The organism is Stenotrophomonas sp. FR010, from assembly GCF_047520755.2.
Taxonomy (GTDB): domain Bacteria; phylum Pseudomonadota; class Gammaproteobacteria; order Xanthomonadales; family Xanthomonadaceae; genus Stenotrophomonas; species Stenotrophomonas sepilia.
The window spans coordinates 38,030-63,803 of the sequence record NZ_JAXBQT020000005.1 but is presented as its reverse complement, the minus strand read 5'-3'; the positions used below and the strand labels follow the sequence as shown (position 1 = coordinate 63,803).

The window sequence follows — 25,774 nt, the reverse complement described above, 5'->3', positions numbered from 1 at the left end:
CGGCTAAGGCGCTGTTAACCGAGGCATGCATCGTGGCGTTGCCGGGATGGTCCGGCCACGAACACGAACAGGAGAACCCCCATGTTGAAGTCGCTCACCCTCGCCACCGTTGCCCTGCTGGCCATTGCACCGGCCGCACAGGCCGCGCCGCTGGGCATGGCCCAGGTCGAACAGACCCTGCGCAAGGCCGGCTACACCCAGATCCACGAGATCGAACGCGATGACGGCCTGTGGGAAGCCGACGTGAGCCGCGCCGATGGCCGCTTCAGCGAAGTCTACGTGGACCCGAAGACCGGCGAGATCTTCGATGAGCACAGCGGCCGCGCGCTGCTGACCACCGAGCAGGTGCTGGCACGGGCGCAGTCGCATGGCCTGCGCGAGATCCACTCGCTGCAACGCGATGGTGCGACCTGGTCGCTGGAAGCCCGCAATGCCCGCAACCAGAAGGTGGAGGTGCGCCTGAGCGGTTACGACGGCCGCATCCTGCACAGCGAGCGCGATGGCTGGCTGGATTGACGTTGGCCTCTGTAGAGCCGAGCCCATGCTCGGCTTTGCGGCCAACCGTAGCCGAGCATGGGCTCGGCTCTACAGGGGCTGGCCTACCAGCCGTACGGCGGCGGGTAGTCCCAATAGCCCGGGCCACGGCCGTAGTAGCCGCCGTACGGGCCGAAGAAGCCCGGGCCCTTGCCCTCGCTCACATGGATGTTGAGGTTGACCCCGTGGGTCTTGCCCTCATCGGTGGTGTAGTTCTTGCTCAGGTTCAGCGTGGCCGCGTTGTAGTGGCTGTTGCCGCCGTTCTTCGAATAGCCGATGCCGGTGGTGAAGCTGCCCGACACCTTGACCTTGTCGTCGGTGACGTCGGCGATCTTCGCGTCGTCGTGCACGCGCGGGCCGCTCTTGTCGCCGTAATAGGTGCCGGGCGGGTCCTGCTGCAGGGCCGGGTCGTTGAGGTAGCGCAGCGGCGCCTGCGGCAGCGTCAGGTCCAGGCCGGCAGCCTGCGGCGCGGTAGCGCCAGCGGCGGACTGGGCCAGCACGGTTCCCGGCAGGGCCAGGCACAGCAGCAGGGTCAGGGGGCGGATCATGACGGCGCTCCAGCGGACAGGTGGCCGCGCAACACGCGGCGGTACAGGCCGACGCTAGCAGGGGTTGCTTGAATGATGCCTGTCGGCGCCGGATTGGGGTAGAGCCGGCCGCGGCCGGCTGCAGGTCACAACCGCCCGAACCCGAACAGCCCTTCCAGCGCATGCTTGCGCCGCTCGATCCGGGCCCGCAGCAGCTGGGCGCCGATCATCGAATAGGTGATGCCGTTGCCACCGTAGGCCATGGCGAAATGCACCCGCGGGCCCCACTGCGGGTGCGGGCCGAAGAAGGGCAGGCCGTCGGCGGTTTCGGCGAAGGTGCCGGCCCAGGAAAAGGCGGGCACCGGGTCCAGCCGCGGGAACCAGTGCAGGAGCTGATCCATCAGCTTTTCGGCCTTGCGCTGCACGCGCCGGTCGCGCCGCGCCGGGATATCGATGGCGTCGTCCAGCCCACCCACCAGCAGGCGGCGGTCGCCGGTGGCGCGCAGGTACAGGTACGGGCGTGCGCTCTCCCACACCATCGTGCGCTGCAGCCGGCCCAGCGTGTCCGCATCGATCGGGTCGGTGATGAAGGCGTAGCTGCTGCGGTTGCGCGCGACCCGCTGTTCAAGCCAGCGCTGGTTGGCGTAGCCCATCGCCAGGACCACGTGGCGGGCACGGACCGTGGCGCCGGCCTCGGTCATCGCGGTCACCCCCTGCGCGCCAGGCTTCAGCGTGTGCAGCACGGTGCGGTCGTGCACATGGCCGCCGCGGCGGCGCACTCGTTTGAGCAGGCCGTAGGTGAGGCAGTAGGGATCGACCCGCGCTGCCTGGCGGGTCAACAGGGCGCCGCCGGCATCCACGTCGAAGCGTTCGCGCAGGGCTTCGCGGTCCAGCCAACGCGCGTCCAGTCCAATATCACGGCGTGCAGCTCCTTCGGCCATCAGGCGCGGCACGTCGCGCCGCCGGCTGGCCAGGTACAGGCTGTCCATCGGCCGGAAGTCCACCTCCTTCAGCCCGCGTGCCACTTCGGCCAGTGCCGGGATCGCGTCGGCACAGGCAAGGTAGGCCAGGGCGGCGGCATCCTTGCCATAGCGCTCGGCCAGTTCCAGCAGATGGGTATCGATCTCATACTGCAACAGCGCGGTGCTGGCCGCCGTGCTGCCCCAGCCGATGTCGCGCTGCTCGATCACCGCCACCTCGTGGCCGTGGGCGGACAGTTCGTCGGCGATCAGCGCACCGGTGATGCCGCCACCGACCACCAGCACGTCGCAGCGCAGATCCTGCTCCAGCGGGGGAAAGGCCTGCAGCAGTCCGTTGCGCACTGCCCACCAGGGGTAGCCACTTTTCAGGTCCATGCGTGGTCGTGCTCAGGCGGTGGGGTGGCCGGTATGCGGGGTCTGGATCAGTTCGGACAGATCGAAGCCCTGCAGGCGGGCCGCGGCCAGATAATGGTCCTGCACGGTCGCGTCCAGGCGTGGCTCGCGCGCCAGCAGCCATAGGTACTTGCGATCCGGGCTGCCGACCAGCGAGACGCTGTAGTCCGGGGCGACCTGGATCACCCAATAGTCGCCCTTGGCGAACGGCAGCCAGCGCAGGCCCTTGGGCAGGAAACTGACCTCCAGGCGCGCGCTGTCGTTGTCGACGGCGCAGGCCTCGCCGGTGGCCTCTTCGATCTCGCCGTCCATGCGGCAGCGGTTGGTGACGCCGACATTGCCGTTGTCGAGCAGGGTGTAGTGCGCCGACACATCGGTGCAGCCTTCCGGCTCGTGGCGCATCGGTAGGCGCGCGATCTCGTACCAGGTGCCCAGGTAGCGCGGCAGCTTGAGGTCGGCGACGGTCTTCAGCGACGGGTGCTCGGTCATCGGTCATCGTGTCAGGGGCGGGCCTCCACGATGCCGATGGGCTCGCCATGGGCGGGTGAAGCCGGGGCGATGGCCGTGTCCAGAACGATCCGTCGCCGCTGCGACGTGCCTGTTGTCACCGGCATGGCGGTATCCTGCCGCCAGCGCCGTGTTTTCCTGATCCAACCGAGGTGGAGGTGCCGATGTACCAGGTGATCCTGTTGAAGAGTGAATCCGCGTTCGCACGCGAACAGTGGCCGCAGGTCGATGATCTGGTCGACTACGAGGGCGTCAGCTACAGCCTGCGAGCCGGCCCGCGCCAGCCACTGCCGACCGACCACGAGTGGCACCCGGTGGCGGTGTATGCGCCCGACGAGATCACCGAGGAAGAGTTCCAGGACTGGTACGCGCTGCAGCAGCCGACCGTGGAAGAGCTGCGCCTGAAGTACTGATACTGCTGCACGTCCCCCATCCGCCGTTTACCGCCTGTGCCGTATAGTCGCGCGCAGGCGCGGTGGTCCGCGCGAACCGGTGTGGCTGCGTGTCTTCTTTCCTGCGATCGATCCGTGCACGGGGGCCCTGGTGGGTCCTGCTGCTGTGCACTGCCTTCCTGCTGTCCGCGCCGGTGCTGGCACAGGAGGAGGACCCCACGCCCAAGCAGCAGCTGGCGGAGATCGATTCGCGGTTGAAGGATGTCGAGCGCAAGCGTGGCGATGCGGAAGCCACCGAGACGCTGGCGATGCTGTCCGAGAATGCCTCGCAGGCACGGCGTGACGCCGAGGCACTGGAAAAGGCACTGCAGCCCCAGCTGGATCGCATCAACGAGCAGCTGGCGCAGCTGGGGACGCCTGCCGAGGGCACCACGGAGCCGCCGGAGCTGGCAGCGCAGCGACGGGCCATAACCAGGCAGCGCGACGGCCTGGCCGCGTCGGTGGCCCAGGCCAAGGCCAGTGCCGTGCGTGCACAGCAGCTGGCGACCGACATCGAACAGCAGCGCACCGCACAACGCACGGAAGAACTGGGCCAGAAGGTCGCCTCGCCGCTGTCGCCCGCGTTGTGGAGCAAGGTGGCCGAGCGCCTGCCGATCGATATCGCGCGCGTTGCGCCGTTGGCCGAGCAGGGGCGTGACGCGCTGGTCGCCGGCATCCGCACCCATGGCTGGGGCACGCCGTTGCTGGGCCTGCTGGTCGCGCTGGTGATGATGTTCCCGCTGCGGTTGTGGCTGCGCAGGCTGGGGCGGAAGTTCGCCGCGTCCGAGCGCGCGCCTGATGGACGACTGCGCCGGTCTGGCCTGGCGATGTGGCTGCTGCTGGTGGGCACGCTGCTGCCCGGTTATGCCGTGGTGGTACTGATGGCGGCGCTGGATGCGATCGATGCGATCGCGCCGCGCCTGCAGGTGGTGGCTGACGGCCTGGAGACCGCCACCTTCCGTGCGGCCTTCATTGCCGCGCTCAGCGCCTGCCTGCTGGTGCCCAAGCGCCCATCATGGCGGCTGTTGAACCTGGACGACACCGCCGCGCTGAAGCTTCGCAAATACGCCTGGGGCGCGGCGGCGCTGGCCTGGCTGAGCACGGTGCTGGTGGCCCTCGACCAGGCTACGCGCACCAGCGATGTCACCACGGTGGCGTTGGACGGCCTGATTGCCCTGACCTACCTCGGCCTGATCATGGCCATGCTGGTGACCCTGGCGCGCCTGCATCGGCGGCAGACCGCCGAGGCCGAGGCCAAGCTGGAAGCACAGGCCGATGGCGTGGGGGCAACCACGCCCGTGCGCCGCAGCAGCTGGCTGGTACTGGCCCGGGTAGCGGGCAACATCGCGGTGGTGGCGGCCATCGTCGCCACGTTGCTGGGCTACCTGAATTTCGCCAAGTTCGTGAACCAGCAGCTGATCGGCGGCAGCATCGTAGTGCTGGCCGCAACCTTGCTGTTCAAGTTCGTCGATGACCTGAGCACCTGGATGCTCAACGCCGACAGCAAGGTCGGCCAGACCATCCTGCTCAGCACCGGCCTGAGCGTATCCCGGCTGGAACAAGCGGGCGTGCTGCTGTCGGCGGCGTTGCGCACCATCGTCGTACTGATCGCGCTGCTGGCGCTGGTGGCACCGTTCGGCAACATCGGCGCGGTGGTGGAGCGCTTCTCCTCGCTGTTCACCTCTGGATTCGACATTGGCGGAACCAAGCTGGAGCCGGTGCGCATCGTGCTGGCGGTGCTGGTGCTGCTGGCTGGCCTGGCCGTTACCCAGCTGGTACAGCGCTGGCTGACCGACACCTACCTGCCCAAGACCGAGCTGGACCTGGGCGCGCGTAATTCGGTGAGTACCGTTGCCCGCTATGTGGGCATCATCATCGCGGTGATCTGGGCGCTGAGCGCGATGGGGCTGCAGCTGAGCAAGCTGGCCCTGCTGGTCAGCGCGCTGTCGGTGGGTATCGGTTTCGGCCTGCAGGTGATCACCCAGAACTTCGTCTCCGGCCTGATCCTGCTGGCCGAGCGGCCGGTGAAGATCGGTGACTGGGTGAAGCTGGGTGACCAGGAGGGCGACATCCGCCGCATCAGCCTGCGTTCGACCGAGATCCAGGTGGGCGACAAGTCGACGTTGATCGTGCCCAACTCCGAGCTGGTCACCAAGACCGTGCGCAACATGACGATGGGCAACAACCAGGGCCGCATCCAGATCCAGTTCGCGGTGCCGCCCAGCACGGATGTCGGCAATCTGCGGCAGGCGCTGCTGGATGCGTACACCGCGCACACGAATGTGCTGAATCAGCCGGCACCGACGGTCTACATCGACAGCATTGCCGGTGGCCAGATCACCATCAACAGCTTCGCGTACGTGGCCAGCCCGCGGCAGGTGTACGCCACCCGCAGCGACCTGTACTTCAGCCTGCTGCAGATCCTGGCCGAGCGGAACATTCCGCTGTCGACCCCGACCGACATCCACATCATCCGCGATCCGCAGTAGTGCCGGCCGCTGGCCGGCAAGCTCAGCAGCAACAGCAACAGCAACAGCAACAGCAACAGCGTGCATTCCGTGGGATGGCGGGGCGGTGCCGGAGTGCGGGGACGCCGTGAATCCTTCCATGGAGGCTTGGCAGCCGCATCCATGCGGCTGACACCCCACACTCCGGCATCGCCCCGCCTTCGACAGATTTCCGCGATCTGTTGGAATTGCTTTTGGGGTCAGATCCGTTTTCCGGAGGAAAACGGATCTGACCCCATTTTGATTTTCGATAACTGACAGAGTGTGTCGACCAAGGTCGACACCCACCAACAGCACACGGAAGCTGTCAAAGGTGGGGCGGTGTGGGTTGGCAGGACCGTTGGCGCCATGGATGGCGCCATCGAGCCCCCATGGACGGGTTTACGGCGTGTCCTGCCAACCCACACCGCCCCGCCATCCCACGGAATTCCAGCTGTTGCTGTTGCTTCTGAGGTTGCCGGCCAGCGGCCGGCACTACCACGGGTGGCAGGGCGCAGCCCTGCAAATAGCCCTACCCCCGCGGTCGGCTGCGCGAGGGCACCAGTGCGAACGTATCCACCGCCAGCTTCTCGGCGTGGTTCAACCACGCGCGGATCTCCAGATCGTCCACTTCGTGATCCAGCCCGAACGACACGTTGATCTTGCCGTTGGCATCGGGCTGCACCCACTGCTGGGCCAGCACCACCTTGCGCTGCGAGGACACCGCTTCGATCCAGAAGCCGCGGTCCGGGCGCGTGCTAGCCACCAGTTGCAGCATGTACTGGCCGGCACGCGTACGGCGTCCCTTCTGGGTGATCATGTGTGCCTGGCGCACGCTCGGGCGCGGGCCCTGGAGCGTATCCAGCGGTGCATCCACCGCGATGCCACCGCGCAGGTCGTTGTCGCGGTACAGCTTGATGCCGTTGTCGCGGTTGACGAGCAGGGCGCACCAGTCGCCGTCGGCCGAGCCGTCCTCGAACGCGGTGCAACGGTCGACGTAGGCCAGGGTGTTGTCCGGGTTGGCATCATCGAACTGGCGCGAGGTGTTCTCCAGATACACGGACTTCAGGCCCCAGTCCTTGTCGTACTCCAGCAGCACCGGCGGTTGCACGTGCTGCAGGCCAATGACCACCTGATCATCGCCATCGATCTTCAGTTCGCGGGTCGGCTGGCCCAGCCACAGCGAACGGGCGAAGGCCAGGTACTGCGGGTAGTCGCGGCCATCATCGCGGCGTGCGGCCACGCTGGCGCTGGGCGCGCGCTGCGGGTCGATCAGCGAACGGCCAAAGCCCATCGTCTTCAGGTTCGGGTCCAGCAGGCTGAGCAGGGTCGCACCGGAATCCAGGGTGGTGCCAGCGTCGGCACTGAGCTGCTGCGGAGCAATGTCGTCGCCGAGGAACAGCAGCAGGTTCTCGCGCTTCTGCTTGGCCAGCACGTGGCTGAGATCGTTGGGCATCGCCAGGTGGTCGGAGGCGATCACGATCAGCGTGTCCTTCCCATACGGGCTGGCCTGGATACGCTCGACCAGCTGTGAGATCAGGCGGTCGGTGCACTTGAGTGCATTGAGCAGGCCGATGTTGCCGTACCCGCTGCGGTAGCGCTCGCCCTTGCACGACACCGGCAGGTGGCCCGCCGGGTGGTGGGTGTCCATGGTCAGCGTGGTCAGCATGAATGGTGAACCGGCGCGCGAGAGCTGCTCGAACCGCTGGTAGGCGGTGTCCAGCAGCACGTCGTCGTGCACGCCCCAGGCCGAGTAGTGGATGCGGCCGATCTTCTTCTGCTGCTTGAACCATGCCAGGTCATGCACTTCGTCAAAGCCATGGCTGGCCAGGAACTGGCCCTTGCCGGCGAACTGGCCGTTGGCGCCGCCCAGGTAATGGTTGGTGTAGCCCTGCTGCTTCAGGTAGTCGCCCAGGCACACCGCCTTGGGCAGGAAACTGCCCATGCGGTCCATGCTGTTCTCGTCGCCCTGCGAGGTGGTCAGCGGCACGCCACCATTGACGACACCAGGCCGGCGATGGTCCAGCCGCTGCCTTCGGCCGAGGCCAGGCCACGCACGTCCAGCGACTCGGACGCCAGGCGGTTGAGGTTGGGCATCAGGCCGGGAAACACGGCCTCATCCAGATAGGTGCGTTCCAGGCTTTCGCCGTAGATCCATACGATGTTGCGCGGGCGCTGCAGCGGTTGAGTCGGCACCTGGTACTCGGGGGCGATACGGGCGAAATCGACCGGGCGCAGCTGCTGGTAGAGGCGTTGGCCGTCACGGGCCAGCGGGCTGATCAGGATCGTGGCCACCCACACGGTCGCGAAGCCGGCGAACAGCGCGCCACCGTGGCCGGGCCGGCGCCAGCGCTTCACCCGCGTGGCAAACAGCGGCAGCAGCGAGACCAGCGCCAGCACGATGAAGCCGGCGATGTAGCCCTTGAAGTCGGAGACACCAGCGCCTTCCATGTCGGCGCCGAGGTGATAAAGCGTGGCGGCGTTGAGCCCATCACCGGACAGCTTGTCGATCAGCCACCACGTGCTGAGCATCAGCAACAGCAGCGAGAATGCACCGGCCTTCCACCACACCCACTTGTCGGACGCGAGGAACAGCCAGCACAGCAGCAACAACGACAACAGCAGTGTCCAGAGCATAGGCAGCTTCGGCAGTGACGGGGTGGTGGCGATGGACGTCGTACCGACGCGTGTCCATCCGACCGGCGCTGCTGCAAGCACATCCACATGACAGGCCGATGACCCGATAGTGCATGCACGAAGCTGACTGAAATGTTTGTTGAAAGGACGTGCGTGCAATCACGCCGCGAAGGTAAAACGAGCGTGAAAGGCTTCGTTGGATTGCATTAAAAACCGCATGAATACGCGGCTTTTCGCCAACGCATCAGCGGTGCCCGCGTTCCTCGCGCGCCCGCGCGCGACGATCGAACAGCAATGCACTGGTAACGATGCCCAGCCCCAGCACCACGCCGATCAACAGCAGTATCAGTGCGATGAGGGGATAGCCGAACAGGTGCCAGCCGGTGTCGATCTTCATCATCATTGCCGCAGCCATGATCAACGCGGCGCTGATGATGCCGGCCGCCACGCGGTTGGCGATCTTCTGCAGGTTCTCCATCAACCGCGATTCTTCCAGCCCGGTCACCTTCATCTGCAGGCGGTTCTCGGCCAGCAGCGCCATGATGTCCGACAGCTTGCGCGGCCCGTCGCGCAGCAGCTGCTGCAGCTCCATCGCCTCGCTGGCGATGTTGGCCGCCGACAGGGATTTCTTCAGGCGCGCGCGCATCACGTGCTGCAGCTGGCGCTCGACGATGCGGCGCGTGTCCAGCTCCGGCGCCAGCAGCCGGCACACGGTTTCCAGGTTGAGCAGGGCCTTGCCCAGCAGGCTCAGTTCCGGCGGCGTGCGCAGCCCGCAGGCAGTGGCGATGCGCACCATGTCCAGCACCACGCGGCCTTCCGAGAAGCTGCCACTGGCGGCGTAGCGCGCGATCAGCTGGCCGGTCTCGCGCAGGTAGCGCTCTTCGTCGAAGGCCTCCAGCCGCGTACTGATGCTGATCAGATCGTCGGCCACTTCTTCGCCGCGGCCATCGACGGCGGCGAACAGGATCTTCAGCAGCCGCTCGCGCAGGCGCGGCGGCATGTGCGCGACCATGCCCAGGTCGAAGATCGCCAGCCGGCCATCGGGCATCACCCGCAGGTTGCCCGGGTGCGGGTCGGCATGGATCTCGCCATGCACGAAGATCTGGTCCAGGTAGCCGCGGATCAGCGCCGCTGCCAGCGGATCCATGTCCTGCTCGGTGCGGCGCACGCCAGAGATCGCATCCACGCGCACGCCGGTGGCGAGCTCCATGGTCAACACGCGCTGGCTGCTGTAGTCCCAGATCGGCTGCGGTACCCACAGGCGGCGGAAGGGCCGCAGATGCCGTCCGAAGCGGGCCAGGTTCTCGGCCTCGGTGTGGTAGTCCAGCTCCTGCATCAGGGTCTTGGCGAACTCGTTGAGCCAGTCGCGCAGGCGCACGCGGCGGCCCACCTGGGTCAGATGATCGGCGGCCAGCGCAAAGCTGCGCAGCGCTTCCAGGTCCGAGCGCAGCTGCGCGGCCACTTCAGGCTTCTGCACTTTCACTGCCACCTGGCGGCCATCGTGCAGCACCGCGCGATGTACCTGCGCGATCGACGCACAACCCAACGGCTCGGGATCGAACGAGGCAAACAGCTTGTTCACCCCCACCCCCAGCTCCTGCTCGATGATGGCGTGGATGCGCTCGACCGGGATCGGCGCCACCTTTTCCTGCATGCGTTCCAGGGCGGTGGCGAACTCCACCGGCACCATGTCCGGGCGGGTGGACAGCATCTGGCCCAGCTTGACGAAGGTCGGCCCCAGGGCCTCCAGGTCACTGACGAACTGTTCCGGGTTGCCATCGGCGGGCACGTCGGCCTGGTTGCTGGCGGCGTCCAGGTTCATGCCGGAGAACACGCCCGAATGGCGGTAGCGCAGCAGCAGGCGCAGGATCTGGCTGCGCCGGTTCATGCCTGTGACCAGCGGAGGATTGCCATTGGCGGTGGGCGGATTGCTCAAGCGGAACTCCCATGCGGCAAGGACGGTAGTGCCGGCCGCTGGCCGGCAATGTCCGGATTCGGCAGTGTCGCCGGGGGAAGGTGGGCATGCGGTGAACCCCGCAGCTATCGCAGAGGCCGGCGGATCGGTCAGAATCCGCTCATTCCCATTCTTGGACGCCCCATGGCCGGTGCCAGCCTGTTTGCCCTGCTCGACGATATCGCCTCCCTGCTCGACGATGTCTCGGTCCTGACCAAGGTCGCGGCGAAGAAGACCGCCGGTGTGCTGGGCGACGATCTGGCGCTGAACGCGCAGCAGGTGACCGGAGTCAACGCCAACCGCGAACTGCCGGTGGTCTGGGCGGTGGCCAAGGGCTCGCTGGTCAACAAGGTCATCCTGGTGCCGGCGGCGCTGGCGATCAGTGCGCTGGAAGCCTGGCTGCACAGCCGCGGCTGGAACGTGCCGCTGATCGTGCCGCTGATGATGATCGGCGGTGCCTTCCTGTGCTTCGAAGGCGTGGAGAAGCTGGCGCACCGCTTCCTGCATTCCTCCGACGACGATGCCGAGCGCCAGGCCGAACGCCGCAAGGCGCTGGCTGACGCGCAGGTGGACATGGTCGCGTGGGAGAAGGACAAGGTGAAGGGCGCGATCCGCACCGACTTCATCCTTTCGGCCGAGATCATCGTGCTCACCCTGGGCGTGGTCGCCACTGCGTCGTTCACCAACCAGATCCTCACGCTGAGCGTGGTCGCACTGGCGATGACCGTGTTCGTCTATGGGCTGGTGGCGGGCATCGTCAAGCTCGATGACGTTGGGCTGTACCTGTCGCGCAAGGGCGGTGCCATTGCCGCCTTCGGTCGCGGGCTGGTGGCGTCGGCGCCGTGGCTGATGAAGTTCCTGTCGGTGGCCGGCACCATCGCCATGTTCCTGGTCGGCGGCGGCATCCTGGTGCACAACGTGCCGGCCCTGCACCACGCGGTGCAGGCGCTGGGCGGCGAAGGGCAGTGGGGCTGGCTGGTGAGCGCGGTGGGCAACATGGTGGTCGGCATCATCGCCGGCGCCATCGTGCTGGCAGCGGTGACCGGGTTCCAGAAGCTGCGCGGTAAATAAGCCCGTAGACCCTCGGGGTCAGATCCCTTTTCCCGTTGGAAAAGGGATCTGACCCCATTCCACGATCACCCCGCCTGCACGCGGTTCTTGCCCTGCCGCTTGGCCGCATACAGCGCGTCATCGGCGCGCCGCAGCAGGGTTTCGGTATCGTCACCGGGCTGCCACTGCGCCAGCCCGGCGCTGAAATGCACCGGCACGCGCTGGTCCTGCACGGTCAGCACGCGATGGGCCAGCGAGCGCTGCAGGCGCTGCACGGTGGCCATGCTGTCGGCGCCCTGGGTTTCCGGCAGCACCAGCACGAACTCGTCGCCGCCCAGCCGTGCGATGCCGTCGGTGGCGCGCAGCAGCAGCTTGCACACGGCCACCAGGTGCTGCAGCAACGCATCGCCACCGGCATGCCCATGCGCGTCATTGGTCTGGTGGAAATCATCCAGGTCGATCACCGCTACGCCCAGCGGTGAGTTGTTGCGCGCGGCTCGGGCCAGCTCGCGCTCCAGCAGTTCATCCAGGCCACGGCGGTTCAGCGCCTGGGTCAGTGGATCGATGCGTGCCAGGTCACCAGCGGCGCGCAGTTCCTGCTCCAGCTCGGCAATGCGCTGCTCTGCACGCTCCACTTCCTGCCGCGCATTGGCCAGGTGATCGCGGGCCTGTGCGGCCTGCTGCTGCACTTTGCCGGTATCGCGCATCACCTCCTGGAGCAGCTGGTTGAGGTCGGCGATGCTGCGCGCCTCGCGCAGCTGCAACGCGTAGCTGCCGATGCGGTCGTGGTATTCGCCGGTGCTGGTGGCCATGCCATCCATGCGCTCGATGAACTCGCCCATCAACCCGCGCATCGCCGCCTTCGAATCGTCGATGCCCTGGCGCAGCAGGCCCTGCTTGTAGATCACTTCGCGCAACTCGGCGCGGGTGCGCTCGACTGCCTCGGCTTCCAACGGACCGTCCAGCAACTGGCGCACCGCCGCGATCTGGCCCTGCAGCCAGCTGCGGTCATCCAGCAGCTCGCTGACGTTCTCCAGCAGCAGCGCGAACAGCTCCAGCAGCAGCGCCTGCTGCTCCTGCCAGCTTTCGGCACGCACGCCGACCTGGTGGCCAAGTTCGCGCACGCCCTGTTCGATTGGTTCCAGGGCTGTGCCCGGCTGCCATTGGCGCAGGCGCAGGGCCAGCGCCTGCGCTTGCTCGCGCAGGTCCGGGTCGTGCTGCAGCAGGGCCACCACCGCACCGCCCAGCAGCAGCCGCAGCTGCTCGGACAGGCGCAGGCTTTCCGGCTGCCCGTCCGGCGAATGCTGCTCGATGGTGCGGATGTACTTGTCGATCAACTGCCGCATCGCGCGCCCATAGCGAGGCCAATCGGCACTGGCCTGTGCCGACTGCAGGCGGTCGCCCATGTCGCCCAACTCGCCGGGCAGGGTGGCCATGCCGTTGGCGAACGCCGCCAGCAAAGGCTCCGGTGCATCGGCGCCTGCGAACAGCTGCTGCAGCGCCACGCCACCGCCGCCCTGCAGCACCACGCGGTCACCCCGTCCATCGTCCACGACAGCGCGCACGCGTGCCGGCGGCCCAAGGGCGGTACCGGGGGCAGGGCGGTGGTCGGGCTGGTCCGTCATGGAGCGAATCCTGGGGCTGGCAGGGACTGGTTCCAGCATATCGGCGCGGCTGCCGATGGCTTGAACGACTAGGATGGGCGACAGGATGCCGCAGTGGAGGTGGTGATGCGCGTGATGTTGCTGGGGGCGACCGGCCTGGTCGGTGGGCTGACCCTTCCTGGGCTGCTGGACGACCCACGCTGCAGCGCCGTGGTAGCGCCCACCCGCCGCCCGCTGGTGTTGACCCACGGGAAGCTGGAGAACCCGGTGCTGGCCTTCGACGCGCTGCCGGCCGCACCGGGGTGGGCGCGCGTGGACGCAGTCATCTGCGCGCTGGGCAGCACCATTGCCCAGGCCGGCAGCCGCGAGGCTTTCCGCCGCATCGATCATGACTACCCGCTGGCGTTCGCGCGGCTCGCACAGGCACAGGGTGCGCAGACTTATGTGCTGAATTCCGCGGCCGGCGCCAACCCGCAGTCGTCGATCTTCTACAGCCGGGTGAAGGGCGAGCTGGAGCGTGACCTGCGCGCGCTGGGCTTCAATTCGTTGACCCTGGTCCGCCCAGGGCTGATCGGGGGCGAGCGCAACGAGGTGCGTCGTGGCGAGCGCCTGGCGCTGACGGTGCTGGGCGCTTTGGGGCCGGTCTTGCCGCGTGCGTGGCGGATCAATCCGGCCACCGAGATTGCCAAGGCGCTGGTCGAGGCTGCGTTGGCCCCGCAGCCGGGCGAGCACGTGGTGGCGTCGAGCACGCTGGTCGGCTGATGTCGCGAGCGCTGCGCCTGACCCAGCTGCTGCAGCTGCTGCGCCGTCATCGACGGCCGGTGGCCGGGCAGGCGCTGGCCGAAGCGCTGGGCATCAGCCTGCGCACGCTGTACCGCGATATCGAGACCCTGCGCGAGCAGGGCGCCGACCTGCGTGGCGAGGCTGGCGTCGGCTACCAGCTGGCGCCGAGCGATACCTTGCCTCCCATGACCCTGCCACCGGCCGAGATCGACGCGCTGGTGCTCGGCCTGCGCTGGGTCGCTGCGCGCACAGAACCGGCGCTGGCCGAGGCGGCGCGTGATGCCCTGGCGCGTATCGCGCATGTGCTGCCGGCAGCGCGCCGCGAGGCCTTGCGTGACAGTGGCCTGCGCGTGGGACCGTCGCGCGCGGGGAGCAAGGTTCCCCCCGCGCGTCTGCAGGCCGTGCGTGAGGCTGTGGGGTCACAGCAGCGCCTGAAGTTCGCTTACGAGGATGCGCAAGGCCGGCGCAGTGAGCGCATTGTCTGGCCGTTCGCGCTGGGCTACTTCGATGAAGTGCCGATGCTGGCGGCGTGGTGCGAGCGCCGCGAGGATTTCCGCCATTTCCGGCTGGATCGCATCCGTCAGGTGCGTGTGCTGGAGGACCGCTACCGCGTGCCGCGCGCTACGCTGCTGCGGCGCTGGCAGAAGGCCCAGGGCATCGCGCCGGACTGGCTGGATCGCTCATAACCACAGCAACAGCCGAGAGCGGGGGGTAGAGTCGACTCTACCGGCAGTCCCCTCTACTGACAGAATGTGTCAGCAGGCCCGTACCACCATGAACGCTCCCAACAACGGAGCTTCCCCATGTTCACGCCCAGCACCCTGCTGCAGTACGTGCGCGACGTCGCCACCAGCGCAACCTTCTACAGTGGCATCCTCGGCAAACCGCCGGTCGAGCAGTCGCCTGGCTTCGCCCTGTTCCTGCTCGGCGATGGCGCCGCACTCGGCCTGTGGCAGCGCGATGGCGTGCAACCGCCGGTGTCCGCGCAGGCCGGTGCCGCCGAACTGGCGATGGTCGTCGCCAACCCCGACGCCGTGCAGCAGATGCACGATGCGTGGCGCGCGCTGGGCGTGCAGATCCTGCAGTCGCCGGTGACGCTGGAGTTCGGCCATACCTTTGTCGGGGCAGATCCTGATGGCCACCGCCTGCGTGTGTACAGCCGCGCCGAGGGCTTGGTCGCGCGCGATTGATCGCTGGCGATCTGTAGCCGAGCCCATGCTCGGCTTGCTTCTTGCCTTCATCCACGCATGACGTGGATACATTGCAACGCAGCCGAGCATGGCTCGGCTCTACAGTAGAGCGGCACAAAAAAAAACGCCGGGCATTGCCCGGCGTTTCTTGTGTTTCAGAGGGGGTGGTCGATCAGCTGGCCAGCGCCAGGTCGTCCATCATCGCGCGCAGGAAGCGGGCGGCTTCGCCGCCGGTCGCCGCGCGGTGGTCGAAGGTGACCGACAGCGGGATTACCTTGTGCGCTTCCACGCCGCCCATCACCGGGGTCATCTGGTGGCGGGCACGGCCGGCACCGACGATGGCCACGCACGGCGGCACCACGACCGGGGTCGCGTAGCGGCCGGCGAACATGCCGAAGTTGGACAGCGAGATGGTGTAGCCGCTCAGTTCCGAGGCGGCGATCGAACGCGATTCCACCTGCTCACGCAGGCGGTTGACGCCTTCGCGGATGCCGCGTGCGTCGAGCATGTCGGCATTGCGCAGGGCCGGCACGAACAGGCCGTCGTCGGTGTCCACGGCGATGCCGATGTCCACCTGCGCGTGCAGGGTGCGGGTCAGTGCTTCACCGTCGAACCAGGCGTTCATGGCCGGCACCTTCTGCGCGGCAACGACAATGGCGCGCACCAGGCGGGCGGTGACGTCGTTGCCCGGCAGCCAGGCGTGGATGTCGGCGTCGTCGTTCAGCGTGGTCGGCACGACCTTGCTGTGCGCATCGGCCATGACGCGGGCCATGTTGCGGCGCACGCCCTTCAGCGGTTCCGGCTGGCCCTTGGCGACCACGCCCGGCGGCTGGGTGCGCATCGGCTTGCCGGCGGCGGACAGCGGGGTGCGGGCTTCGCTCTGCACCGGAGCAGACACCTGCGCCGTGGCCGGCGCGGCATACGCGGCAGCAACCGGTGCCGGGGCGGCGCCGAGTTTGGCGGTGCCGTTGGCGGCGGCCTGCTTGACGTCGGCCATGGTCACCGCGCCATCGGTGCCAGTAGCGGCCACGCGGCTCAGGTCCACGCCCAGCTTGCGCGCCATCGCACGCACGGCTGGCACGGCCTTGACGCCACCGACGGCCAGTGCCTGTTCGGCGTGCACGGCGTTGGAGCTCTGCATCGCGCCGACCACGGTACCGGCGTCATCACGCTCGGCCGCGGCGGGCTTGGCTTCTTCCGCGACCACCGGTGCGGCTGCGGCAGGCAGCGGCGGCGGGGTCGGCGCGGCCGGTGCGGCGTGACCATGGCTGTGGCCGGTGTCCTGGCCATCGGCGCGCTGTGGCAGGTTCGGGTCCAGTTCGAAGCTGGCCAGCACCGAACCGGTCGGGATGATGTCGCCGGCAGCGCCGGACAGCTTCAGCACCTTGCCGGAGAACGGCGAGGGCACTTCCACCACGGCCTTGGCGGTCTCCATCGACACCAGCGGCTCGTCCAGCTTGATCACATCGCCTTCCTTGACGAACCACTCGACGATGGTCGCGTCCGGCAGGCCTTCGCCCAGGTCGGGCAGGTTGAAGTTCTTGGTCTGGCTCATTTGCAGTTCTCTTCCAGCAGTTCCAGTTCGCGGGCCGGCAGCCAACCCGTCGCGCCATTGGCGCGCTCGGACCACCACCACCCGCCGTGTTCGTGATGAAGCTTCACCATCTCGCCGCTTTCCACATCCAGCTCGCGGGCGTCGTAGTCGCACAGGGCTTCGGCGCGACCCTCGTCCAGCAGCTGCAACCAGGCGATGGGCGCCCATCCAGCGCGCCCATCGTTGGTGCGTACCCAGGCAAACGCCGGCCATTCCTCGTCACGTACACCTACTTCGACGATCTGGCCGGTGTGGAACCGGAGCGGGTTGGGATACTGGCTGCGGTAAGCCCCCAGAAGGCGGGCCCGCATGTCAGCCGGCCGCCACCGCGCGCTTGGCCGCCGCCACGATCCGCTCAACGCTCGGCAGGTACTTCATTTCCAGGCGGAACAGCGGAATGTGGGTGTCGTAGCCAGTAACGCGCTCGACCGGGGCCAGCAGGTCGTAGATCGATTCCTCGGCCAGGCGCGCGGCGATCTCGGCGCCGAAGCCTGCGGTCTTCGGGGCCTCCTGCACGATCACGCAGCGGCCGGTCTTGGCCACCGATTCAGCGATGGTGGCGAAGTCCAGCGGGCGCAGCGTGGCCACGTCGATGACTTCGGCACTGATGCCTTCGCCGGCCAGCTTGTCGGCCGCTTCCAGGGCTTCCTTCACCTGCGCGCCCCAGGTCACCAGGGTCACGTCGGTGCCGTCGCGCAGCACGAAGCAGACGTCCAGCGGCAACGCTTCGCCGTCGTTGACGACCACTTCCTTGTACTGGCGATAGATGCGCTTGGGCTCCATGTAGATCACCGGATCCGGCTCGCGGATCGCAGCCAGCAGCAGGCCGTAGGCACGCTGCGGCGACGACGGCAGCACCACGCGCAGGCCCGGCACGTTGGTGAAGATCGCCTCGTTGGCTTCGCTGTGGTGTTCCGGCGCGCGGATGCCACCGCCCCACGGCACGCGCAGCACCATCGGGCAGTGCAGGCGGCCACGCGTGCGGTAACGCAGGCGTGCGGCGTGGCAGACGATATGGTCGACCATCGGGTACATGAAGCCGTCGAACTGGGCTTCGGCCACCGGCTTCATGCCCTGTGCGGCCAGGCCGATGGTCAGGCCGGCGATGGTGGTTTCGTCCAGCGGGGTGTCGAGGATGCGGTCCGAGCCGAAGCGCTGCTGCAGGCCGGCAGTGGCGCGGAACACGCCGCCGTTGACGCCCACGTCCTCGCCCAGCACCAGCACCGACGGGTCGTGTTCCAGTTCCCAGGCCAGCGCCTGGGTGATGGCTTCGATGAGGGTGATCGGGGTGGTGGTCATGCTGTCATCTCCGCGCGCGACCGCAGCGCTGTCGGCGGCGTTGGTGTGCGCGCCGGGCGCGCCGTTCTTGATCTCATCCATGGCGCTTCTCCAGGGCGATCGCCTGGGCACGCTGGGCCAGCAGGTCCGGCGGCGGATCGGCATACAGGAAGTCGAACATCGCCTCGACCGGCTGCACCGGCGTGTTGAGGTACAGGTTCACTTCCTCGTCCACGCGCGTGCCGCACTCGGCGACCCAGGCAGTTTCCTCTTCTTCGCTCCACACACCGGCGTTGATCAGGTACTTGCGCAGGCGCAGCATCGGCTCGCGCTGCCAGGCATCCTTCACTTCGGCGTCGTCGCGGTAGCGGCGCGCGTCATCGGCGGTGGTGTGGTCGGACAGGCGGTAGGTCATCAGTTCCAGCACGGTGCCACCGTCGCCGGCCAGCGCGCGCTCGCGCGCCTGCTCCATGGCCGCCAGCACTGCGATCAGGTCGTTGCCGTCCACCTGCAGGCAGTGCAGGCCACCCGCCAGGCCCTTCTGCGCCAGCGTTTCGGCACCGGTCTGGGCCGAACGCGGGACCGAGATGGCCCAGCCGTTGTTGACGATGCACAGGATCAGCGGCAGCTTGTAGGCGCCGGCCGAGTTCAGTGCTGCGTAGAAGTCGGTCTTGGAGCTGCCGCCGTCGCCGCACACCGCCACGGCGATCTGCGGTTCCTTGTTGAGCTTGAACTTCAGCGCAGCACCTGCCGCATGCAGGCACTGGGTGGAAATCGGCACGCAGAACGGGAAGTCCCTGGCCGCGTTGCCGCCGTAATCGTTGCCGCGTTCGTCGCCGCCCCAGTACATCAGCACGTCGTGCGGGCGTACGCCACGCATGAACATCGCGCCATACTCGCGGTACGAAGGCGCGAACACGTCGTCCTTCTGCATCGCCGCGCCGATACCCACGTGCGCGGCTTCATGGCCCAGGCAGGCGGCATAGGTGCCGAGCTTGCCGGTGCGCTGCAGCGCGATGGATTTGCTGTCGAACGTGCGTACGAACAGCATCTGCTTGAACAGCGGTACCAGCACCTTGGGGTCGCGCAGCGACGCGGGCAGGTCGTCACGGACGAGCGTGCCGTCCGTGTCCAGGTACTGCAGGTATTCGATCTTGAATTCAGCGGCAACCGTCATTGCGTACTGCACCTTCGACAGAGAAGTTACAAATGATATGAATCGCCATGTTAAGGAACGCGTACGGAATAGCCTTCCTGCGCCGCAACACGGAGATTCCCCGTTTTACCCCTGCCGGCGGGTGGGGGGCCAATAACAACAACGTATTCAGTCGTTGCTGCAAAGCATCAGAATACGCCTCTGGCTGACCGCCCGTACAACGGCGCGGACGGTTCCACGCGCAGGCCCGGCATCGGCCGATGCTCCACGGCCAGCCGCACGCCCCGGTATGGACCCGGCGGCTGCCAGCGCGGCGGCAACGCGCTACCCTTGCCGCCCCCGATCTGGTCCCGCCCATGTCCGTCGACAACAACCAACGCGATCTCGAAGCCGGCATCCACACCGACCTGCAGGGACGCCTGACCTACGGCGGCTACCTGCGGCTGGACCAGCTGCTCAGCGCGCAGCAGCCGCTGTCCAGCCCGCCGCACCATGACGAGATGCTCTTCATCATCCAGCACCAGACCTCGGAGCTGTGGCTGAAGCTGCTGGGCCACGAACTGCGTGCCGCGATCGGCTTCCTGCAGCGCGATGAAGTCTGGCAGTGCCGCAAGGTGCTGGCGCGCAGCAAGCAGGTACTGCGCCAGCTGACCGAGCAGTGGTCGGTGCTGGAAACGCTGACCCCGTCCGAATACATGGGCTTCCGCGACGTGCTGGGCCCGTCGTCGGGCTTCCAGTCGCTGCAGTACCGCTACATCGAGTTCCTGCTGGGCAACAAGAACGCGCAGATGCTGCAGGTGTTCGAGCACGACCCGGCCGGGCAGGCGCAGCTGCGCACCGTGCTGGAGGCGCCGAGCCTGTACGAGGAATTCCTGAAGTACCTGGCCCGCTTTGGCCATGCTGTCCCGGCGGTCTACGAGGCCCACGACTGGACCCAGCCGCACGTGGCCGACGACGCATTGCAGCCGGTCTTCGAGCGCATCTACCAGGACACCGACCGCTACTGGCGCGAGTACGCGCTGTGCGAGGACCTGGTGGACCTGGAGACGGCTTTCCAGCTGTGGCGATTCCGACACATGCGCACCGTGATGCGGGTGATCGGCTTCAAGCGCGGCACCGGCGGTTCGTCCGGCGTGGGCTTCCTGGCCAAGGCGCTGGAACTGACCTTCTTCCCCGAGCTGTTCCAGGTGCGCACCAGCCTGCAGGCCGCGCCCCCGGCAGCGCTGGGCTGATCCCCATTCAGCTTGGTTCCCGGCCCGCGGCTGGATCGTTTCAGATGCAAGTTCAGGGAGCAGGCTGCCACCTGCCTCAAACGGCGTGTATTTGACGTGAACGCCAGAAGTCGGTGATCCTCGCGCGTTGCTCCAACTGCACAGCGGACGTGCTCGTCATCCACCGAACCAGGAAATCCGCATGAGCGTAAACGCCACTGCGAACACCCCAGAGCCGGCACTGCCGGACTTCAAGACCACGCTGGGCCACCCGCGCCCGTTGTGGATGCTGTTCATGACCGAGTTCTGGGAACGCTTTGCGTTCTACGGCATCCGCTGGGCGTTGGTGCTCTACATCGTTGCCCAGTTCTACAACGGCAGCGCTGCCGGTGAAGGCGACGCCAGCCGCATCTATGGCGCCTACCTGGCCCTGGTGTACGCCGCGGCCATCTTCGGCGGCTACGTGGCCGACCGGGTACTGGGCTACCAGCGCTCGATCCTGACCGGCGCGATCATCATGGCCGCGGGCCTGTTCATGATCTCGCTGCCGCAGGAGCACATCTTCAAGCTCGGCCTGGCCACGATCATCGTCGGCAACGGCCTGTTCAAGCCCAACATCTCGACCATGGTCGGCAAGCTGTACGGCCTGAAGGACGAGCGCCGCGATTCGGGCTTCACCATCTTCTACATGGGCATCAACATCGGCGCGATGATCGCCCCGGTGCTGACCGAGTACCTGGCCCGCAAGGTGTTCGGTACCGATGCGATGCCGTCCTACAAGGTCGTGTTCATCGCCTCGGGCGTGGGCATGCTGATCTCGCTGGTGTGGTTCTACATCGGTCGTGCCGGCCTGAAGGGCATCGGTGCACCGCCGGCCGGCGCTGAAGGCTTCGGCCGCATCATCATGGTGCTGGCCGGTGCCGTGGTCGCCATCCCGGTCGCGTACTTCCTGCTGGCCACCGGCGCCACCGCGCTGGCCTGGATCCTGGGCGCGATGTTCACCGCCCTGGCCGTGCTGCTGCTGGTCGAGGGCATCCGCGAGGGCAAGGTGCAGCGCGACCGCGTGATCGCGATGCTGATCATCTTCGCCTTCAACGTGATGTTCTGGATGTTCTTCGAACAGGCCGGCAGCTCGTTCACCTTCCTGGCCGAGAACATCGTCAACCGCCAGTTCGGCGACTGGACCTTCCCGACCGCGTGGTTCCAGTCGGTCAACTCGGTGGCCATCATCACCCTGGCCCCGGTCATCGCCTGGATCTGGGTGGCGATGGGCCGCGCCAATCCGTCCATTCCGCGCAAGTTCGGCCTGGGCCTGCTGTTCAACGGCGCCGCCTTCGCGCTGCTGATGTTCGCCCTGTCGCAGATGGTGGTGGACGGCAAGATCCCGTTCTGGACCCTGTTCATGGTCTACGTCATCCAGTCGGTGGGTGAGCTGTGCCTGTCGCCGATCGGCCTGTCGATGGTGACCAAGCTGGCCCCGGTGCGCCTGGTCGGCTTCGGCATGGGTGGCTGGTTCCTGTCCACCGGCATCGGCAACAACCTGTCGGGCATCTTCGCTGGCGTGGTCAGTGGTGAAGGCGGCATGACGGTCGAGTCGGCCCTGAAGGGGTATACCTTCGGGTTCTGGGCCCTGATCGGCTCCGGCGTGGTGCTGTTCCTGATCGCCCCGCTGATCAACAAGCTGATGCACGGCGTCAAGTAATGAAGCGAGGGTAGAAAGCATGCGCAGCAAGCTCGGTGGTGCAATGGTGGTGGTCTGTGCGGCGCTGATCGGCGCCTGTTCCCAACCGCAACCGCCTGCCACCGCCGAGCCCACGCAGCCGCTGGACACCCGACCCACCGAGCCACCGGTCGCTGACCCCAGCGAACCGGTGGCCTCGGGCAACACCCCGGTGGCGGCAGACATCGCCGCCATCGCCGGGCTCGGCGCGCAGTTCGACCCGGCCCGCAACCCCGCCGATGACCTGGCCACCGCCAAGGTGGAAGCCCAGCGCGGCAAGAAGCGCATCCTGCTCGAGATCGGCAACGCCGCCTGTGAGCGCTGCCGGGCGCTGGATGATGTGGTGGAAGGCAACGGCGACCTGCGCCGCTTCCGCGACGCGCACTACGTGTGGGTGAAGGTCAACGCCAGCGACGAACAGCCCAACACCGCCTTCTTCGCCCAGTTCCCGGTGATGGAGCGCGACTACCCGCACCTGCTGGTACTGGACGCCGATGGCAGCCTGCTGGTCTCGCAGGCCACTGCTGAGCTGCGCAAGGGCGAAGCCTTCCAGCCTGCGCGGGTGAGCGCGTTCCTCAAGCAGTGGGCACCTGACCGGTAGTGCCGGCCGCTGGCCGGCACTGATGCCGGGTCGCATCCACGCATGGCGTGGCTCTACTGCGCGCGCCGTCACACTCCCTGAATCGGCATCTCAACTTCGCAACGCGCTCGCCGTTACCGGCAAGGACCTCAGTCGACATCCCGTCGATGCTACCTACCGGAACGCCCATGCACAGCGACCACGCCGAACGATTGCCCGAACCTGCCAGCGGTCTGGTCGACGGCGGAGCCGGCGATGGCGTGACCTTGCCGGCGCAGGAAGCCCTGTTGGACGACGCCGGCACCGGCGAGGAAACCGTCGAACTGGCCCCGCCGCGCCATCGCCTGCCGCAGATCGCGTTGCCCGACAACGTGGTGTTGAAGGGCGCGGTACAGAAGCTGGTCGAGCAGAAGGCGCGCCTTGATGCGCTGGCCGCCGAAGGCCAGCTGGCCGGGCTGCTGCCGCCGGAATGGCAGGGCCATGGCGCGCGCGCGATCGAGCTGTCCACCTTCATCCAGGGCGTGCTGCCGTTCCTGCAGACCGGGGAGCGTGGCGAAACTGCGCCTGCCCGTCTGCCGGTGCGGCACGTGCTGGGGGATGACAGCCGATGGGGCCTGGAGGATGTCGCCGAGCCGAAGTCGTTGGCGTGGTACCTGGCCAGTGACGAGCGCGCCACGGCGGGCAGCAAGGACGTCGCCGAGGCCTGGCTGGTCGGCGCGCTGGGCCTGGCGTGGATGCAGGAAGGGCGCAGCCGCCCGGGCTTCCTGCGTGCGATGGGCCAGGACAGTCTGGCGGCGCGGGTGACCATGCTGGGTTATCCGCCCGCCAACGAACTGGCGCTGTACAACGTCACCGCGCAGGGACAGCCGCAGATCTGGTGCGTGCATGGCCGCCGCCGCATGCGCCCGCTGGTGGCGCCGTGGCTGAGCGTGCCGCTGCTGACCGCTTACGGCGTGCCCGCCCCGGTGGCGTGGCCGTCCAGCTTCCCACCGGTGGAGGCCGTGGCCGAAGTGCTGGCGACCGCCCGCCTGGGGCGCGCGCTGCCGGAAGTGGATCTGGCCAAGGCCGTGGCGAAGATCACCGAAGAGGCCGCATCTGAAGCCTGGCAGCCGGTCAGCCTGCTGCAGCTCAATACCTGGTCACCGCGCTGGCATTTCTTCCTGGGCACCTTCGTCGGCCTGCCGTCGCTGCTGCTGGTGGCTGCGGCGCTGGCGCTGCCCGGGGCCGTCGAAGCCGCCACGGTTGCCGCCTCGCTGGGCTTCGCCGGCGGCGCCATCGCAGCACTGGCCGTGCCGTGGATCCACGCAAGGCGCAAGCACCTGAGCTGAAAAAAGGGGACGGAGGGGATTAAGTCGTTTCAGGCACACCTGTGCTCATTACGACTTAATCCCCTCCGTCCCCTTTTTCGTTCAGACCCCTTCGCCCATCCGCTCCAGACCTTCGCCGGCCAGGCGCAGGATCAGCTTTTCCAGCAGTTGTTCTTCCTCGTCGCTCAGCACTGACATCAGCTTGCGGGTGATCTCGATCACCATCGGCGCGATGGTCTCGTACACCTCGAAACCGGCGGCCGACAGCGCCAGTACCGAGCGGCGGCGGTCGTCGCCATGCGTCTCGCGCTTGATGAAGCCGCGCTCCAGCAGGCGGGCCACGGCGCGGCTGACCGCCACCTTGTCCATCGCCGTGCGGTCGGAGACCTCGCTGGCCGAGGAGCCCGGGTACAGCGCCAGGATGGTGATCACCCGCCACTCGGGGATCGCCAGACCGTAACGATCGCCGTATAGCTTGGCGATGTTGCCGCTGACCCGGTTGGACAGCACGCTCAGCCGGTACGGCAGGAACTGTTCCAGGTCGAGCAGGACGTGCGAGGCACGCAGGCGGGTCGAGGCAGGATCGGCGGGGCTCATGTTGCGGTGCACCTTGCTGGTGGTTTCAAGTGTAACTATAAGGGGTGGGTCCAGACCCTGCATTCTCGCCGGGTCCCTACCTGCCCGCACCTGGTTTGTACCGATGCGGTACCGATTCGGAGCCACGCCATGAATACCGCAGTCCCGACCGCCTCGCATCCCAACCCCGGCATGCAGGTCACCACCTTCGAGAACCCGATGGGCATCGACGGCTTCGAGTTCGTCGAATTCGCCGCCCCGGCCGGCCGTGGCCAGGAGCTGCACGAGTACTTCCGGAAGATGGGCTTCAGCGCGGTGCTCAAGCACAAGCAGCGTCCGATTACCGTCTATCGCCAGGGCGACGTCAACTTCCTGGTCAATGAAGACCCCGATTCGTTCGCTTCGGACTTCGCCGAAAAGCACGGTCCGTGCGCCTGCGGCTTCGCCATCCGCTTCAAGAAGCCGGGCCAGGAGGTCTACCAGACCGCGCTGGGCAACGGCGCCGAAGCCATCGCCTTCAAGCCGGACAGCAAGGCGGTCAGCGCCCCGGTCATCAAGGGGATCGGCGACTGCATGCTGTACCTGGTCGATCGCTACGGCGCGGCCGGCAGCATCTACGACGGCGACTACGAGCCGATCGCCGGTGCCGACCTGCACCCGGTGGGCTTCGGCCTGACCTTCATCGACCACCTGACCCACAACCTGTACTTCGGCAACATGCAGCAGTGGTCGGACTACTACGAGCGCCTGTTCAACTTCCGCGAGATCCGCTACTTCGACATCAAGGGCCTGAAGACCGGCCTGGTGTCCAAGGCGATGACCGCGCCGGACGGCATCGTGCGCATCCCACTGAACGAATCGTCCGACCCGAAGAGCCAGATCAACGAGTACCTGGACGCGTACAAGGGCGAGGGCATCCAGCACATCGCCTGCTTCACCGAGAACATCTACGACACGGTCGAAGCGATGCGCGCGCAGGGCGTGGACTTCCTCGACACGCCGGAGACCTACTTCGACGTGATCGACCAGCGCGTGCCGAACCACGGTGAAGACGTGCCGCGCCTGGCCAGGAACAAGATCCTGATCGATGCCGATCCGGAAACCCACCAGCGCAAGCTGCTGCAGATCTTCACCCAGAACTGCATCGGCCCGATCTTCTTCGAGATCATCCAGCGCAAGGGCAACGAGGGCTTCGGCGAAGGCAACTTCACCGCGCTGTTCGAGAGCATCGAGCGCGACCAGATCCGCCGCGGCGTGCTGTAAGGTCCTGGGCAGC

General features: G+C 67.2%; 21 protein-coding genes and 2 pseudogenes. 12 read left to right on the top strand and 11 right to left on the bottom strand.

The genetic code is table 11. The features are described 5' to 3' along the window. The first annotated feature begins 81 nt into the window (after positions 1-81). The gene (locus tag ACM0PK_RS06285; RefSeq protein WP_111201367.1) at positions 82-516 is read left to right on the top strand and encodes a PepSY domain-containing protein; all 435 of its coding nucleotides are present in this window, start codon (positions 82-84) and stop codon (positions 514-516) included. A gap of 83 nt (positions 517-599) precedes the next feature. Here the strand turns inward: ACM0PK_RS06285 and ACM0PK_RS06280 are convergent, their stop codons facing one another. The 3 genes from ACM0PK_RS06280 to ACM0PK_RS06270 all read right to left on the bottom strand — a co-directional run bounded on the left by ACM0PK_RS06280 (position 600) and on the right by ACM0PK_RS06270 (position 2,923). Further along, positions 600-1,082, bottom strand: a complete 483-nt coding sequence (locus ACM0PK_RS06280; protein WP_061480247.1) for a hypothetical protein — start codon at positions 1,080-1,082, stop codon at positions 600-602. Positions 1,083-1,207: 125 nt separating this feature from the next. Beyond that, positions 1,208-2,416, bottom strand: coding sequence for an NAD(P)/FAD-dependent oxidoreductase (locus ACM0PK_RS06275; RefSeq protein WP_414608081.1), 1,209 nt, complete (start codon positions 2,414-2,416; stop codon positions 1,208-1,210). Between the two features lie 12 nt (positions 2,417-2,428). Next, entirely contained in the window at positions 2,429-2,923 is a 495-nt protein-coding gene (locus ACM0PK_RS06270; RefSeq protein WP_414608082.1) for a lipocalin family protein, read from the bottom strand. A gap of 182 nt (positions 2,924-3,105) precedes the next feature. On the opposite strand from ACM0PK_RS06270, the gene ACM0PK_RS06265 reads away from it, so the two are divergent. Both ACM0PK_RS06265 and ACM0PK_RS06260 read left to right on the top strand, forming a co-directional pair. Beyond that, on the top strand, positions 3,106-3,354 hold the full coding sequence (locus ACM0PK_RS06265) for a hypothetical protein (RefSeq protein WP_005419952.1): 249 nt from the start codon (positions 3,106-3,108) through the stop codon (positions 3,352-3,354). Between the two features lie 89 nt (positions 3,355-3,443). Then, entirely contained in the window at positions 3,444-5,861 is a 2,418-nt protein-coding gene (locus ACM0PK_RS06260; RefSeq protein WP_414608083.1) for a DUF3772 domain-containing protein, read from the top strand. Positions 5,862-6,390: 529 nt separating this feature from the next. On the opposite strand, the pseudogene ACM0PK_RS06255 reads toward ACM0PK_RS06260, so the two are convergent. Together ACM0PK_RS06255 and ACM0PK_RS06250 are read right to left on the bottom strand one after the other, a co-directional pair. Further along, positions 6,391-8,495 (bottom strand): annotated as a pseudogene (locus ACM0PK_RS06255) (phosphoglycerol transferase I). A 244-nt stretch (positions 8,496-8,739) separates the two neighbouring features. Then, positions 8,740-10,386 (bottom strand): annotated as a pseudogene (locus tag ACM0PK_RS06250) (ABC1 kinase family protein); the annotation flags it as partial. A gap of 207 nt (positions 10,387-10,593) precedes the next feature. Here ACM0PK_RS06250 and ACM0PK_RS06245 point away from each other — a divergent pair. Further along, a complete protein-coding gene (locus tag ACM0PK_RS06245) occupies positions 10,594-11,520 on the top strand; it encodes a DUF808 domain-containing protein (RefSeq protein WP_061480242.1) in 927 nt (308 codons plus the stop codon). 65 nt (positions 11,521-11,585) lie between these two features. Here the strand turns inward: ACM0PK_RS06245 and ACM0PK_RS06240 are convergent, their stop codons facing one another. Beyond that, positions 11,586-13,124 (bottom strand): GGDEF domain-containing protein, encoded by a 1,539-nt coding sequence (locus ACM0PK_RS06240; RefSeq protein WP_005419936.1) that lies wholly within the window; start codon positions 13,122-13,124, stop codon positions 11,586-11,588. A 105-nt stretch (positions 13,125-13,229) separates the two neighbouring features. Between ACM0PK_RS06240 and ACM0PK_RS06235 the strand changes: the two genes are divergently transcribed. The 3 genes from ACM0PK_RS06235 to ACM0PK_RS06225 all read left to right on the top strand — a co-directional run bounded on the left by ACM0PK_RS06235 (position 13,230) and on the right by ACM0PK_RS06225 (position 15,076). Further along, positions 13,230-13,865, top strand: coding sequence for a Rossmann-fold NAD(P)-binding domain-containing protein (locus tag ACM0PK_RS06235; protein ID WP_414607513.1), 636 nt, complete (start codon positions 13,230-13,232; stop codon positions 13,863-13,865). Continuing rightward, a complete protein-coding gene (locus ACM0PK_RS06230; protein ID WP_180883793.1) occupies positions 13,865-14,572 on the top strand; it encodes a helix-turn-helix transcriptional regulator in 708 nt (235 codons plus the stop codon). The genes ACM0PK_RS06235 and ACM0PK_RS06230 overlap by 1 nt, the downstream gene beginning before the upstream one ends. Positions 14,573-14,689: 117 nt before the next feature. Further along, complete coding sequence (locus tag ACM0PK_RS06225) at positions 14,690-15,076, top strand: VOC family protein (RefSeq protein ID WP_134972902.1); 387 nt, start codon at positions 14,690-14,692, stop codon at positions 15,074-15,076. Positions 15,077-15,248: 172 nt separating this feature from the next. Here ACM0PK_RS06225 and ACM0PK_RS06220 read toward each other — a convergent pair whose 3' ends face one another. From ACM0PK_RS06220 to pdhA, 4 genes are read right to left on the bottom strand one after another with little or no spacing between them, the layout of a single operon-like run. Then, positions 15,249-16,631, bottom strand: coding sequence for a dihydrolipoamide acetyltransferase family protein (locus ACM0PK_RS06220; RefSeq protein ID WP_180883797.1), 1,383 nt, complete (start codon positions 16,629-16,631; stop codon positions 15,249-15,251). Continuing rightward, a complete protein-coding gene (locus tag ACM0PK_RS06215) occupies positions 16,628-16,981 on the bottom strand; it encodes an SH3 domain-containing protein (protein WP_005411349.1) in 354 nt (117 codons plus the stop codon). Before ACM0PK_RS06215 ends, ACM0PK_RS06220 begins: the two co-directional genes overlap by 4 nt. 1 nt (position 16,982) lies before the next feature. Continuing rightward, complete coding sequence (locus tag ACM0PK_RS06210) at positions 16,983-18,050, bottom strand: alpha-ketoacid dehydrogenase subunit beta (protein WP_005419896.1); 1,068 nt, start codon at positions 18,048-18,050, stop codon at positions 16,983-16,985. Next, positions 18,043-19,125: a pyruvate dehydrogenase (acetyl-transferring) E1 component subunit alpha gene (pdhA, locus tag ACM0PK_RS06205; RefSeq protein WP_010482685.1), complete on the bottom strand. Its 1,083-nt coding sequence runs from the start codon at positions 19,123-19,125 to the stop codon at positions 18,043-18,045. Before pdhA ends, ACM0PK_RS06210 begins: the two co-directional genes overlap by 8 nt. Before the next feature lie 335 nt (positions 19,126-19,460). Here pdhA and ACM0PK_RS06200 point away from each other — a divergent pair, with 335 nt between their 5' ends. From ACM0PK_RS06200 to ACM0PK_RS06185, 4 genes are all read left to right on the top strand, one after another. Further along, entirely contained in the window at positions 19,461-20,336 is an 876-nt protein-coding gene (locus ACM0PK_RS06200) for a tryptophan 2,3-dioxygenase (RefSeq protein ID WP_005419892.1), read from the top strand. Positions 20,337-20,517: 181 nt separating this feature from the next. Further along, the gene (locus ACM0PK_RS06195; protein WP_005411345.1) at positions 20,518-22,017 is read left to right on the top strand and encodes a peptide MFS transporter; all 1,500 of its coding nucleotides are present in this window, start codon (positions 20,518-20,520) and stop codon (positions 22,015-22,017) included. 19 nt (positions 22,018-22,036) lie between these two features. Further along, positions 22,037-22,636: a thioredoxin family protein gene (locus ACM0PK_RS06190; RefSeq protein ID WP_072168899.1), complete on the top strand. Its 600-nt coding sequence runs from the start codon at positions 22,037-22,039 to the stop codon at positions 22,634-22,636. 167 nt (positions 22,637-22,803) lie between these two features. Further along, positions 22,804-23,943, top strand: a complete 1,140-nt coding sequence (locus tag ACM0PK_RS06185; RefSeq protein WP_180883799.1) for a hypothetical protein — start codon at positions 22,804-22,806, stop codon at positions 23,941-23,943. Positions 23,944-24,024: 81 nt separating this feature from the next. On the opposite strand, the gene ACM0PK_RS06180 is transcribed toward ACM0PK_RS06185, so the two are convergent. Beyond that, positions 24,025-24,519, bottom strand: coding sequence for a MarR family winged helix-turn-helix transcriptional regulator (locus ACM0PK_RS06180; protein ID WP_072168901.1), 495 nt, complete (start codon positions 24,517-24,519; stop codon positions 24,025-24,027). A 129-nt stretch (positions 24,520-24,648) separates the two neighbouring features. On the opposite strand from ACM0PK_RS06180, the gene hppD reads away from it, so the two are divergent. After that, positions 24,649-25,761, top strand: a complete 1,113-nt coding sequence (gene hppD / locus ACM0PK_RS06175) for a 4-hydroxyphenylpyruvate dioxygenase (protein ID WP_180883801.1) — start codon at positions 24,649-24,651, stop codon at positions 25,759-25,761. Positions 25,762-25,774: the final 13 nt, after the last annotated feature.

What these genes read in the sequence shown, in the direction of transcription:
- ACM0PK_RS06285 (WP_111201367.1), top strand. Translation starts at nt 82, where the DNA reads ATGTTGAAGTCGCTCACCCTCGCCACCGTTGCCCTGCTGGCCATTGCA.
- ACM0PK_RS06280 (WP_061480247.1), bottom strand. Translation starts at nt 1,082, where the DNA reads ATGATCCGCCCCCTGACCCTGCTGCTGTGCCTGGCCCTGCCGGGAACC.
- ACM0PK_RS06275 (WP_414608081.1), bottom strand. Translation starts at nt 2,416, where the DNA reads ATGGACCTGAAAAGTGGCTACCCCTGGTGGGCAGTGCGCAACGGACTG.
- ACM0PK_RS06270 (WP_414608082.1), bottom strand. Translation starts at nt 2,923, where the DNA reads ATGACCGAGCACCCGTCGCTGAAGACCGTCGCCGACCTCAAGCTGCCG.
- ACM0PK_RS06265 (WP_005419952.1), top strand. Translation starts at nt 3,106, where the DNA reads ATGTACCAGGTGATCCTGTTGAAGAGTGAATCCGCGTTCGCACGCGAA.
- ACM0PK_RS06245 (WP_061480242.1), top strand. Translation starts at nt 10,594, where the DNA reads ATGGCCGGTGCCAGCCTGTTTGCCCTGCTCGACGATATCGCCTCCCTG.
- ACM0PK_RS06240 (WP_005419936.1), bottom strand. Translation starts at nt 13,124, where the DNA reads ATGACGGACCAGCCCGACCACCGCCCTGCCCCCGGTACCGCCCTTGGG.
- ACM0PK_RS06235 (WP_414607513.1), top strand. Translation starts at nt 13,230, where the DNA reads ATGCGCGTGATGTTGCTGGGGGCGACCGGCCTGGTCGGTGGGCTGACC.
- ACM0PK_RS06230 (WP_180883793.1), top strand. Translation starts at nt 13,865, where the DNA reads ATGTCGCGAGCGCTGCGCCTGACCCAGCTGCTGCAGCTGCTGCGCCGT.
- ACM0PK_RS06225 (WP_134972902.1), top strand. Translation starts at nt 14,690, where the DNA reads ATGTTCACGCCCAGCACCCTGCTGCAGTACGTGCGCGACGTCGCCACC.
- ACM0PK_RS06220 (WP_180883797.1), bottom strand. Translation starts at nt 16,631, where the DNA reads ATGAGCCAGACCAAGAACTTCAACCTGCCCGACCTGGGCGAAGGCCTG.
- ACM0PK_RS06215 (WP_005411349.1), bottom strand. Translation starts at nt 16,981, where the DNA reads ATGCGGGCCCGCCTTCTGGGGGCTTACCGCAGCCAGTATCCCAACCCG.
- ACM0PK_RS06210 (WP_005419896.1), bottom strand. Translation starts at nt 18,050, where the DNA reads ATGGATGAGATCAAGAACGGCGCGCCCGGCGCGCACACCAACGCCGCC.
- pdhA (WP_010482685.1), bottom strand. Translation starts at nt 19,125, where the DNA reads ATGACGGTTGCCGCTGAATTCAAGATCGAATACCTGCAGTACCTGGAC.
- ACM0PK_RS06200 (WP_005419892.1), top strand. Translation starts at nt 19,461, where the DNA reads ATGTCCGTCGACAACAACCAACGCGATCTCGAAGCCGGCATCCACACC.
- ACM0PK_RS06195 (WP_005411345.1), top strand. Translation starts at nt 20,518, where the DNA reads ATGAGCGTAAACGCCACTGCGAACACCCCAGAGCCGGCACTGCCGGAC.
- ACM0PK_RS06190 (WP_072168899.1), top strand. Translation starts at nt 22,037, where the DNA reads ATGCGCAGCAAGCTCGGTGGTGCAATGGTGGTGGTCTGTGCGGCGCTG.
- ACM0PK_RS06185 (WP_180883799.1), top strand. Translation starts at nt 22,804, where the DNA reads ATGCACAGCGACCACGCCGAACGATTGCCCGAACCTGCCAGCGGTCTG.
- ACM0PK_RS06180 (WP_072168901.1), bottom strand. Translation starts at nt 24,519, where the DNA reads ATGAGCCCCGCCGATCCTGCCTCGACCCGCCTGCGTGCCTCGCACGTC.
- hppD (WP_180883801.1), top strand. Translation starts at nt 24,649, where the DNA reads ATGAATACCGCAGTCCCGACCGCCTCGCATCCCAACCCCGGCATGCAG.